The organism is Roseovarius sp. MMSF_3281 (genome assembly GCF_030733685.1).
Classification (GTDB): Bacteria; Pseudomonadota; Alphaproteobacteria; order Rhodobacterales; family Rhodobacteraceae; genus Roseovarius.
In genome coordinates, this window is record NZ_JASHIM010000044.1 from 1 (window position 1) to 10,807 (window position 10,807).

Annotated in this window: 11 protein-coding genes; 10 read left to right on the top strand and 1 reads right to left on the bottom strand. The window is 61.8% G+C overall.

Annotation, left to right across the window (positions count from 1 at the left end):
• Positions 1-141 precede the first annotated feature (141 nt).
• The 3 genes from RBB32_RS20875 to RBB32_RS20885 are packed head-to-tail and all read left to right on the top strand — an operon-like array spanning position 142 to position 4,764.
• Positions 142-675 carry a component of SufBCD complex gene (locus RBB32_RS20875; protein WP_306155635.1) on the top strand — a complete coding sequence of 178 codons (534 nt, stop codon included), beginning with the start codon at positions 142-144 and terminating at the stop codon, positions 673-675.
• Positions 676-719: 44 nt separating this feature from the next.
• Complete coding sequence (gene mfd, locus RBB32_RS20880; RefSeq protein WP_306155637.1) at positions 720-4,181, top strand: transcription-repair coupling factor; 3,462 nt, start codon at positions 720-722, stop codon at positions 4,179-4,181.
• Positions 4,174-4,764, top strand: coding sequence for an N-acetyltransferase (locus tag RBB32_RS20885; protein WP_306155639.1), 591 nt, complete (start codon positions 4,174-4,176; stop codon positions 4,762-4,764). The genes mfd and RBB32_RS20885 overlap by 8 nt, the downstream gene beginning before the upstream one ends.
• Before the next feature lie 94 nt (positions 4,765-4,858).
• Here RBB32_RS20885 and RBB32_RS20890 read toward each other — a convergent pair whose 3' ends face one another.
• Complete coding sequence (locus RBB32_RS20890) at positions 4,859-5,938, bottom strand: Mrp/NBP35 family ATP-binding protein (protein WP_306155641.1); 1,080 nt, start codon at positions 5,936-5,938, stop codon at positions 4,859-4,861.
• Between the two features lie 249 nt (positions 5,939-6,187).
• Here RBB32_RS20890 and RBB32_RS20895 point away from each other — a divergent pair, with 249 nt between their 5' ends.
• The 7 genes from RBB32_RS20895 to RBB32_RS20925 all read left to right on the top strand — a co-directional run bounded on the left by RBB32_RS20895 (position 6,188) and on the right by RBB32_RS20925 (position 10,670).
• Positions 6,188-6,409 (top strand): DUF1127 domain-containing protein, encoded by a 222-nt coding sequence (locus RBB32_RS20895; protein ID WP_306155642.1) that lies wholly within the window; start codon positions 6,188-6,190, stop codon positions 6,407-6,409.
• 283 nt (positions 6,410-6,692) lie between these two features.
• A complete protein-coding gene (locus RBB32_RS20900) occupies positions 6,693-6,878 on the top strand; it encodes a hypothetical protein (RefSeq protein ID WP_306155644.1) in 186 nt (61 codons plus the stop codon).
• A 53-nt stretch (positions 6,879-6,931) separates the two neighbouring features.
• Complete coding sequence (locus RBB32_RS20905) at positions 6,932-7,213, top strand: type II toxin-antitoxin system RelE/ParE family toxin (RefSeq protein WP_306155646.1); 282 nt, start codon at positions 6,932-6,934, stop codon at positions 7,211-7,213.
• Positions 7,214-7,225: 12 nt separating this feature from the next.
• Positions 7,226-7,516 carry a HigA family addiction module antitoxin gene (locus tag RBB32_RS20910; protein WP_306155648.1) on the top strand — a complete coding sequence of 97 codons (291 nt, stop codon included), beginning with the start codon at positions 7,226-7,228 and terminating at the stop codon, positions 7,514-7,516.
• A 56-nt stretch (positions 7,517-7,572) separates the two neighbouring features.
• A complete protein-coding gene (locus tag RBB32_RS20915; RefSeq protein WP_306155650.1) occupies positions 7,573-7,716 on the top strand; it encodes a hypothetical protein in 144 nt (47 codons plus the stop codon).
• 31 nt (positions 7,717-7,747) lie between these two features.
• Entirely contained in the window at positions 7,748-9,133 is a 1,386-nt protein-coding gene (locus RBB32_RS20920) for a hypothetical protein (protein WP_306155651.1), read from the top strand.
• A 229-nt stretch (positions 9,134-9,362) separates the two neighbouring features.
• Positions 9,363-10,670 (top strand): ABC transporter substrate-binding protein, encoded by a 1,308-nt coding sequence (locus tag RBB32_RS20925; RefSeq protein ID WP_306155653.1) that lies wholly within the window; start codon positions 9,363-9,365, stop codon positions 10,668-10,670.
• The last annotated feature ends 137 nt before the right edge of the window (positions 10,671-10,807 follow it).

Below are 10,807 nucleotides of genomic sequence, written 5' to 3' on the forward strand. Positions count from 1 at the left end.
CTTGGGGGCTGGACATGGGGGTACCTTGGTTCATTCTTCTTGGGTCGTCTGAGTGACATGGAAATTCGCCTATCTCAAGGGTAGGAATTGCCGCGCGCCGGGGTTAAGAGGGGCGGGGCACTTTTCAAAGGTCTTCAAGCAGTGGACTGGTACGAAACCGTTTTTGAACTGATCGACATGCGCAGTTTCAGCAACCTGTGGTTCTGGATCGCGCTTGCCGTTTTGTGGTCTTCGGTCAGCCATTGGGTGCTTGGCGTGCCCTGGGATATGGTCCTGCGCGCCAAGAAAAAGGACGCCAGCGAAGAGGCGGTGCGCGATCTGGAAGACATGGTTCGGATCAATTGCAACCGTATTCTTTATATCGTCGGAGAGTCCGGCCTTTTGATGGCGGGTTTTGCCTGTTTCATGCTGACGGTGCTTTTCATGCTGGGGTTTCTGTATGGTATGGAGTTCGCGCAGGCGATTTTCCTGCTCGGCTTTCCGATGAGCCTTGTGGGCCTCATGTCATGGAAAACCGCGCGGGGCATCCAGATGCAGGGCCTGGCGGGCGACGCACTCTATAAGCGGATGTACAAGCATCGCTTGTTTACGCAATTGATCGGCATGCTCTCGATTTTCGTCACCGCGATGTGGGGCATGTTGCAGAATATGCAAGCCGGCGTTCTTGGCGGGTAGGTCGGGCTTGCGCCGGGCAGGGCGCGGCGCTAGGTGGCAGCAGCATGAACACCCCTGATCATATCACAGTCGGCGGCGCGCCCGAGGGCTATGACGCCCGTCTGATCCTTGATGAAATCGCCCGCAAGGATGGGCCGGTTCTGCATGTCGCACGCGACGACAAGCGGGCCGAGGCGATGGCGCAGGCCCTGCGGTTCTTTGCACCGGACATGCCGGTGATGCGGTTTCCCGGCTGGGACTGCCTTCCATATGACCGGATGTCGCCCAATGCCGATATCTCGGCCGCCCGCATGGCGACATTGGCGGGCCTCGTGCACGGCATGCCGCGGCGCTTTGTTTTGCTGGCCACGCTCAATGCGGTGACACAGCGGGTGCCGGCGCGGGATGTACTGCGCGAGGCGGCGTTCAGCGCGCGGGTGGATTACCAGATTGACGAGGAGGCCCTGAAGGCCTTCTTGGTGCGCATGGGGTTTTCCCAGGCCCCGACGGTGATGGAACCCGGTGATTACGCGGTGCGCGGCGGGATTATCGACATTTACCCGCCGGGGGAAAGCGGCCCGGTGCGGCTTGATCTGTTCGGCGATGTTCTGGATGGTATTCGCCGGTTTGATCCGGCCACGCAGCGGACCACCGAAAAGCTGGACCAGATCGAGCTTGCGCCCGTAAGCGAGGTTATTCTGGAGGAGGCCGCCATTACCCGGTTTCGGCAGAATTACCGCATCGCCTTTGGCGCCGCGGGCACCGACGATCCGCTTTACGAGGCGGTGAGCGCGGGGCGCAAACATGCGGGAATAGAGCATTGGCTGCCCTTCTTTCATGAGCATCTGGAAACATTGTTCGATTACCTGCCGCAGGCAACGATCACGCTGGATGATCAGGTCGAGGCGGCGCGCGCCTCGCGTTGGGATAGCGTGGTGGACCAGTTCGAGGCGCGGGATCATGCGCTGAAGCAAAAGAACCGCGAGGATACGGTTTACAAGCCCGTTTCGCCCGAGTTGCTGTATCTGGACGACACCGCGTGGCAGGCGGCGGTCGGGGGGCGCCGGGTGATGCAGTTCGCGCCGTTGCCACAGGCCACGGGGCCGGGTGTGATTGATGCCGGTGGCCGCATCGGGCGCAATTTCGCGCCGGAACGCCAAAGCGAATCTCTTAGCCTTTTCGGGGCTTTGAAGGATCATGTTCAAGCAAAGCTTGAGGGTGGCCCCGTGCTGGTCGCCAGTTATTCCGAGGGCGCGCGCGAACGGCTGGAAGGCTTGTTGGAAGACGAAGGCCTGCTTGGCGCGGTCAGCGTCCCCGACGCTACGCGCATTGCAAAACGGGGCCTGCACCTGGCGGTCTGGCCCTTGGAACACGGGTTCGAGGCCCCTGACCTGACGGTGATCGCCGAGCAGGATGTTCTGGGCGATCGGTTGATCCGCGCGCCCAAGAAACGCCGCCGGGCCGAGAATTTTCTGACCGAGGCACAAAGCCTGTCTCCCGGTGATCTGGTGGTGCATGTCGATCACGGGGTCGGGCGTTACAAGGGGCTTGAGGTGGTCACGGCGGCGGGCGCGGCGCATGAATGCCTGCTTCTGGAATATGCCGAGAATTCAAAGCTTTACCTGCCAGTCGAAAATATCGAACTGCTCAGTAAATACGGCCACGACGAGGGGCTGTTGGACAGGCTGGGCGGCGGGGCCTGGCAGGCCAAGAAAGCCAAGCTCAAGGAACGTATCCGCGAGATGGCCGACCGCTTGATCCGGATCGCGGCGGAACGCGAATTGCGCCGCGCCCCGGTTCTGGAACCCGAGCATCACGCCTGGGAAGAGTTCTCGGCCCGCTTCCCCTACACTGAAACCGACGATCAGCTGCGCGCCATTGAAGACGTGCTTGAGGATATGGAGGCAGGCCGCCCCATGGATCGCCTGATTTGCGGCGACGTGGGCTTTGGCAAGACCGAAGTGGCGATGCGTGCCGCCTTTATCGCGGCGATGTCGGGCGTGCAGGTGGCGGTGATCGCCCCCACGACCCTTTTGGCGCGCCAGCATTACCAAAGTTTTGCCGAACGTTTCCGGGGTTTCCCGGTGACGGTGCGGCCCTTGTCACGCTTTGTCAGCCAGAAAGACGCGAACCTGACGCGCGACGGGCTGGCAAAGGGGACGGTGGATATCGTGGTGGGCACCCATGCCCTGTTGGCCAAGGGGGTAAGGTTCAAGAACCTTGGCCTGTTGGTGATCGACGAAGAGCAACGCTTTGGCGTGACGCACAAGGAGCGGCTCAAACAGCTTCGCTCGGACATTCACGTGTTGACCCTGACGGCAACGCCGATTCCACGGACATTGCAACTCAGCCTTTCGGGGGTGCGCGATCTGTCGATCATCGGAACCCCGCCGGTGGATCGTCTTTCGATCCGTACCTATGTCAGTCCGTTCGACGCGGTGACGATCCGCGAGGCGCTCTTGCGTGAGCATTACCGGGGCGGGCAGAGTTTCTACGTGGTCCCGCGTATCGAAGACCTGCGCGAGATCGAAGATTTCCTGCAAAATCAAGTGCCCGAGGTCAGTTACGTGGTGGCGCACGGGCAAATGGCGGCGGGCGATCTGGATGATCGCATGAACGCCTTTTACGATGGCAAATACGATGTGCTTCTGGCCACGACGATTGTCGAATCCGGGCTCGATATTCCCACGGCGAACACCATGGTCGTGCATCGCGCGGATATGTTCGGGCTGGGACAGCTTTACCAGATACGCGGGCGCGTGGGCCGTTCAAAAACAAGGGCTTACGCCTATCTGACCACCAAGCCACGGGCACGCCTGACCCCCGCGGCGGAAAAGCGCCTGCGCGTTCTGGGCTCATTGGATACGCTTGGGGCGGGCTTTACGCTGGCCAGCCAGGATCTGGATATTCGCGGGGCCGGGAACCTTTTGGGCGAAGAGCAATCGGGCCAGATGCGCGATGTGGGCTACGAGTTGTACCAATCGATGCTGGAAGAGGCGATTGCCAAGATCAAGGCGGGCGAACTGGAAGGGCTGACCGAAGGGGATGAGCAATGGGCACCGCAGATCAACCTTGGTGTGCCTGTCTTGATCCCCGAAGACTACGTTCCGGATCTGGACGTACGCCTTGGATTGTACCGCAGACTCAGTGGGTTACACAGCAAGGTTGAACTGGAGGGCTTTGCCGCCGAGCTGATCGACCGCTTTGGCAAACTGCCAAAGGAGGTGAACACCCTGCTGCTGGTCGTGCGGATCAAGGGGATGTGCAAGAAGGCAGGCATCGCGAAACTGGATGGCGGACCGAAAGGCGCGGTCCTTCAGTTCCACAACGACAAGTTTGCCTCGCCCACCGGGTTGGTCGAATTTATCAAGGATCAGAATGGCTTAGCCAAGGTCAAGGACAACAAGATCGTGGTGCGGCGTGACTGGCGCAAGGACAGCGACAAGATCAAGGGCGCCTTTGCGATTGCCCGTGATCTGGCGGAAAAGGTTGTGGCCGAGAAGAAAAAGGCGAAGGGCAATGCTTGAAGACGGGATGCATGGCGTTCCTGCGGGGCACACGGCCTCGGTGGTGACGCATCTGGAGATGAAAACGCAGCCAAATCAACGGGTTGAGGCAGATTTGGACTTGGAGCTGACCCATGTGCCAAACCCGGACCCGGCATGGTATCTGGACCTGTTCCGCAAGGTGGGTGCGCCGTGGCTCTGGTTCGGGCGTTTGGTGATGCAACCTGTTGAATTAAAAGGAATTTTGTCCAACCCAAAGGTGCATGTCCATGCCCTGCGCGACAAAGGCGAGGACGTGGGCCTGTTGGAGTTGGACTTTCGGCAGGGGGGCGAGTGCGAACTGGCCTATTTCGGCCTGACCTCTGGCATGGTCGGAACCGGGGCAGGGCGGTGGCTTATGAATCGCGCGATCGAAATGGCATGGGCCGAAAATATCACGCGATTCCATGTGCATACCTGCACCCTTGATCACCCGGCGGCCTTGGCGTTCTACCGCCGCAGCGGCTTCACCCCCTACAAGCGCGAGATCGAAATCGCCCCCGATCCGCGACTGGCGGGGCTTTTGCCAAGGGATGCCGCGCCGCATGTGCCGCTGATCGGCTGAGCGCCGGATTTTCGTACGAGTCGTACGCTTACACCCCGCGTTTCGTACGAAAATCGCGGCGCCGCGACACCCCATCGTACGAGTCGTACGACCCTCAGGCCATTCCGCCCTGAACCAACCTGTCGGCCAGTTGCGCATAGGCCTGCGCCATGGGGCTGTCACCGGAGGCAATGGGCGTGCCCGAATCCCCGGCCAGCCGGGTATCAAGATCAATGGGCAATGCCCCGAGGAAGGGGATGCCCAGTTTCTCGGATTCCGCCTGCACCCCGCCATGGCCGAAAATATGCGCCTCGTGCCCGCAATTGGGGCAATGGAAGGTCGACATGTTCTCGATCAGGCCCAGGACCGGGGTTTTCAGGGTCTGGAACATATCCAGCGCCTTGCGCGCATCCAGAAGCGCCACGTCCTGCGGGGTTGAAACCACAAGCGCGCCGGTGGGGGCGGATTTCTGGCACAGCGTCAGTTGCACGTCGCCGGTGCCGGGGGGCAAATCGACGATCAGCACATCCAACTCGCCCCAGTTTACCTGCGTCATCATCTGTTGCAGCGCGCCCATGAGCATCGGCCCGCGCCAGACAACGGCCTTGTCGGGGTCCAGCATCAGGCCGATCGACATCAGGGTCACCCCGTGGGCCTGCAACGGTTCGATGATCTTGCCATCGGGGCTGGCGGGGCGCTGGTTGACACCCATCATGCGCGGCTGGCTGGGGCCATGGATATCGGCATCCAGCAGGCCCACGCGGCGGCCCTGCTTGGCAAGGGCCACGGCAAGGTTCGACGAAACCGTGGATTTGCCCACGCCGCCCTTGCCCGATGCCACGGCAAGGATCGAACGCACGCCCGCCGGGCGTACCGGCTCGTCGGTGGCCTTCGGGTGGCCGCCGATCTTGAGGCTGGGCGGTTCCTTGGACGGGGCCGGCTTGCCGCCGCCATGGGCGGTGAGGGCAACGCTGGCCTGATCGACACCGGGCACCGAGCGGGCCGCGCGTTCCGCGGCGGCGCGCAGGGGTTCCATCTTCTGGGCCATGTCGGGCGAGGGGGCCTCGATCACGAATCGGGCGGTGCCGCCGTCAACCGAAAGCGCCCGCACCATATCGCGCGAGACAAGATCGCCGCCGTCGGGAAGTTCCAGTTTCTTGAGTTCATCGAGAATTGCATCGCGCGTCGTTGCCATGGTCGCCACCCCCTTCATCGTTTTGCCGCAATAGGTGGCAGGTTTGAGACAGAGAGCAAGGGGAAGTGCGAAGATTGCTGAAAAAATGATCTGATTGATTGACCTTAGGTCAGCCACTCTTATGCATTTGCTGCATAGCAGCATTGAGGGATATGGGGATTGTGCAGCTGCAGCATTGGGTTATCTTTGGATCAACAAACGAAACGCGATGCACTTCGGTGCATGACCAGTAAAAGACCTGTTAAGCCGATGACCTTTGCACATGATACCCGGGCCTCGAACGCGGCCCTCGCCCTCGAAATCAGCGCCGCTGTAAGCCAGTTCTTCCAGCGCATCGAAGATTATCGCCTGTACCGCAAAACCCTGCGGACGCTGCGCGATCTGGATGACCGCACGCTGGTTGACCTGGGCCTGCACCGGTCGGGCCTGCGGGCCGAGGCGCTCAAGGCAACGTACGGGATCGTACGGTAACGAATTACGGAATCGGATGTCTCTCTCCTCCTCCCTGAGACATTCGTGAATGGCGGCGGCGCTCTCTCCTCCTCCCTGAGTGCCGCCGCCCTAAATACCCCGGGCTGCCTTGCGGTTCGGACAAGATGAACGGCCGATCCTCTCCTCCTCCCTGGATCGGGCGTGAAAAGAACGGCGGTGCTCTCTCCTCCTCCCTGAGCGCCGCCGTTTCTTTGTTTGCGCGCCCCGAACTTGACGCGGATCGGTCCGGGTGGCTGAGCGGGGCCGCAACAAGAGGGTGCGATTGGACCCCCTGCTTGCCCGCGCGGTGCGATGTGGAGTGCCGCATGGGGGGGCGACGCTGTGTTATGGCCCCACGGTCGAGGCGATCCATGGCTTCGACGAGCGGGTCGACCTGGCCTCGGTCCAACATTGCACCGAGGTGATCGCGCTGTTCATCGCCGAACGGTGCGGGCCGTGGGCGGTGTGACTTGATATGTATCATGTGTTGACACATGTACCTTTCGGTGATACGCATCGTGCATGATCCAAAGCACCAGGGGCAAACGTGCCGGTCACGCTGTCAAGGGGACGTTCGGCAAGGGGTTTCCCAGTGATCTGATCAGGCGGACCCGCGCGATGTTATCGGCTTTGGAGGCGGCGACGGAACTCGAAGACCTCAGGTTTCCACCGGGCAACCACCTTGAAGAGCTGAAGGGGGACCGCATCGGGCAGCATTCGGTGCGCATCAATGCCCAATGGCGGATATGTTTTGTCTGGACGCCAAAAGGGCCTGCCGAGGTCGAAATCGTTGATTACCACTGAACGGAGGGGTGAATGACATTGCTTGAAAATCCCATGCATCCCGGCGAGGTGCTCAAAGAGCTTTACCTGGACCCCCTTGAGATCAGCGCCATCGGCCTGGCCAAGCGCCTTGGGGTGCCCCGCACCCGGATAGAGCGCCTTGTGAAGGGAACCACCGGCATTACACCGGACACGGCCCTGCGCCTTGCGCGGGCCTTCAACACGACCCCGGCCTATTGGATGAATTTGCAAACCAATTACGACATGGCCTTGGCCAGCAAAGAGGTTGACGTGTCGGGCATTACCCCATTGGTCGCGGCCTGAGCTTGGTCGCCATTGGCGGACACTGTTTGGCGGACACTGTCCTGCCAAAGCCGGGTATGGATATGATCGTCGTGAAGGAACGCGGGCACCATTATCCGGTAACCGAAACCAATGCATGCATCGTTTTCCGGCGCATCGTGCCAAGACAAATCCGCGGGCGCGGTGATTTACCCCATTTCCGAAATGCTGCGACAGGGTAATCTGGGCCTTCTTGCACCTTTGGGGGGGAAGATGACCCAACGCTTTTTCTTGGCCATGATCCTTGGGCTTTTGCCCGGGGTGCTTTGGGCGCATGCCTCCGAGCAGGGATTTGTCCTGCTGTTGCCGACGGATGTCTATACCTCGGCCGGGGTTGCCACGGTGGCGGCAACGGTGGTGCTTTTGGCGGTCTTGCCGGCCTGGGTGGCGGCGCGGCTGTTCGGGCCGGTGGCTGTATTGCCGTGGCCGGGGCTGCCCCTGCGGCATGTGACCAGCCTTTTGTCGACGATCTTGCTGGCCTTCCTGGTCTGGCGCGGGCTGACCGGCGGGCATGACCCCCTGGTCAATCCCTTGCCGCTGTTCGTCTGGACGGTGTTCTGGGTTGGCATGGTCTCGGCGCAGGGGCTTTTGGGCAATCACTGGCGGTGGACCAATCCCTGGACCGGGCTTGTTACGCTTTTGGCATGGATCACGGGCAGCCGCGCGCCGATGCGATACCCGCGCGCCCTGGGCCATGCGCCCGGGGTGGTGATCTTCCTGTGTTTTGCCGGGTTCCTTCTGGCCGATCCGGCCCCGGCCGACCCGGATCGCCTTGCCCTGGCGGTGGGGGGGTACTGGTACCTGACGTTGCTGGGGATGACGCTTTTCGGTCCGCGCTGGATGCTGCGGGCCGAGGCGGTGACCATCCTGATGCGCGCCTATGGGCGTATGGGCCTTTTGGGCCGGGCGCGCGGGCGCCTGTCGCTGGGCCTTTGGGGGTGGCAGATCCTTGCCCGCCCGCGGCCCGGAATTGGGCTGGCCGTGTTCATCCTGCTGATGCTGGGATCGGGCAGTTTCGATGGTGTGAACGAAACCTTTTGGTGGCTTGGCGTGCTGGGCATCAACCCGCTGGAATTTCCCGGCCGCTCGGCGGTGATCGTGCCGAACCTCGTGGGGCTTGTCGCGGCCAATGCGGCGCTGATCACCGCCTTTGCCGCCTGCCTTTGGCTGGGCGAGCGGATCGCGGGCACGCGGCGGCCCCTGCGCGAGGTGTTCTGCCTCTATGCCCCCACGATCCTGCCCATCGCGCTGGGTTATCACGTGGCGCATTACCTGACCTCGTTCATGGTGGACGGGCAATACGTGATCAAGGCGCTGACCGATCCGATGGGGCAGGGCGCGGATTTGCTGAACCTGGGGACATTTTACGTGACCACCGGGTTTTTCAACACGCCCGGCACCGTCAAGATGATCTATCTTGCACAGGCGGGGGCGGTGGTGTTCGGCCATGTGGTGGCGATCCTGCTGGCCCATGCCCTGGCGGTGCGCGGCCATGGCAATAGCTGGCGTGCGATGCTGGGGCAGGCGCCCTTGGCACTGTTCATGATCGCCTATACCTTTTTCGGGCTTTGGCTTCTGGCCTCGCCGCGCGGGATATGACCAAGATTTCCCCCGAGGCAGGAAAAAAGAACCGCACGTCCTGCGGCATTGCGGTCTGGAGGGTGAAAAATCCGGCAAACCGGCGCTTTGAGAAACAGAAATTCGCGAATCCGGGGCTTGGGATCAATGGCTTCTGACCCTAACCACTGGACAACAGGCCCCCCGTGACGCAGGTTTGCCGCGAAGCGGCGAAAGGCGCCGCGGTAAAGATCACGACCGGAGGTGTCAGATGACCACCCAGAGCCCCAAGACCCCGAAATCGCCCAAAGCCACCTCGCGCCGTGGCGCGCTCAAGACCCTTGCGGGCGGCGTGGCGGGGGCGGCGAGCCTGCCGATGTGGGCGCGCTATGCCCAAGCGCAAACCTCCGAACCCATCAAGATCGGCTTTCAGGTGCACCGCACCGGCATCGGCGCGGCCTATGGCCGGTGGTACGATCGCACCACGCAGGCGGCGGTCAAGCTGATCAACGAGGGCGGCGGCATCAATGGCCGCCCCGTCGAGATCGTGGCCGAGGATGACGGCACCGACCCAAAACGCGGCGCCGAAGTGGTGGAAAAATTCGCCACGCAGCATAACTGCGACATCGGGTTCGGCACGCTGTTTTCGCATGTCGTCATCGGCTCGGCCCCGCGTGCAGGCGAGTTGAAACTGCCCTATTTCGTGGTCTCGGAAGGCACGCATGTCTCGTCGGGGATGCTGAACCGCTATACCTTGCAGCCGGGGATCACCGATGTCCGCAGCCAGGTGATTTCCATGGCCCCCTTCATCACCGATACCCTGGGCAAGAAGGTCACCATGATCTTCCCCGACTACGGCTTTGGCTATGATCACCGCGACAACCTTGCCCCCGCCATCGAGGCGCAGGGCGGCGAGGTGGTGGCCAAGATCGCCATCCCGCCCTCGGAAACCTCGTTCACCCGGTATTTCCCGAAAATCCCGCGCGAGACCGAGGTGGTCTATCACGTGATGGTGGGCCCCGGCGTTCTGACCTTCGTCAAGGAACTGGGCGAATTCTTCGGCGGGCGCGGGCCGGAACTTTTCGGCTTCATCGACAGCCTTGAGGCGGTGGCGATGGACAGCCCGGGCCTTGAGTTCCTTGAAGGCAGCCATTTCTGGGAAGGCATGTGCCGCCACAGCCAGCCCGACGAAAGCGAGCACGAGGCGTTTTACCGGCAGGCCGTGGGGGTCGACGAACGCGGCGCGTCGGTCAGCGACCCGACGGATGTCTCGACCTATGGTCACATGTTCGGCTGTTGGGAAACCCTGCACGTGGTCAAGGCAGGCATGGAGGCGGCGGGCTATCGCGGCCCGCAGGACCGCGCCGCCCTGATCGAGGCGGTGGAAGCGATGACGGACATGCCGCTTGGCCAGGCGCACCCGCAGGGGGCAAAGCGCTTCAACGGCAAGACCCACCAGGTCTTTGGGCATCAGTATATCAGCAAGGTCGAGGAAGGGGTGCTCAAGCGGGTGCATACCACGTCGATCGAGGATACGATGTACCCCGACGAGGTGGATTACACCACGCGGTCGTTCTGATCTTTAAGGCGTTTGGGGGCTCTGCCCCCGACGTTGAAACCCGATGGGTTTTCAACGTCTCCCCCGGGCAAGTGTGTTGTTCAGGTTGGCTGATATGTTCTGTTTTCCCGGATCATGGCGTTGAGAATGATGAGTAG

Bases quoted from the DNA above. Each gene is read 5' to 3' on its own strand.
- RBB32_RS20885 (WP_306155639.1), top strand. From the start codon at position 4,174: ATGCTTGAAGACGGGATGCATGGCGTTCCTGCGGGGCACACGGCCTCG.
- RBB32_RS20890 (WP_306155641.1), bottom strand. From the start codon at position 5,938: ATGGCAACGACGCGCGATGCAATTCTCGATGAACTCAAGAAACTGGAA.
- RBB32_RS20925 (WP_306155653.1), top strand. From the start codon at position 9,363: ATGACCACCCAGAGCCCCAAGACCCCGAAATCGCCCAAAGCCACCTCG.
- RBB32_RS20915 (WP_306155650.1), top strand. From the start codon at position 7,573: ATGGATATGATCGTCGTGAAGGAACGCGGGCACCATTATCCGGTAACC.
- RBB32_RS20920 (WP_306155651.1), top strand. From the start codon at position 7,748: ATGACCCAACGCTTTTTCTTGGCCATGATCCTTGGGCTTTTGCCCGGG.
- RBB32_RS20895 (WP_306155642.1), top strand. From the start codon at position 6,188: ATGACCTTTGCACATGATACCCGGGCCTCGAACGCGGCCCTCGCCCTC.
- RBB32_RS20905 (WP_306155646.1), top strand. From the start codon at position 6,932: ATGATCCAAAGCACCAGGGGCAAACGTGCCGGTCACGCTGTCAAGGGG.
- RBB32_RS20910 (WP_306155648.1), top strand. From the start codon at position 7,226: ATGACATTGCTTGAAAATCCCATGCATCCCGGCGAGGTGCTCAAAGAG.
- mfd (WP_306155637.1), top strand. From the start codon at position 720: ATGAACACCCCTGATCATATCACAGTCGGCGGCGCGCCCGAGGGCTAT.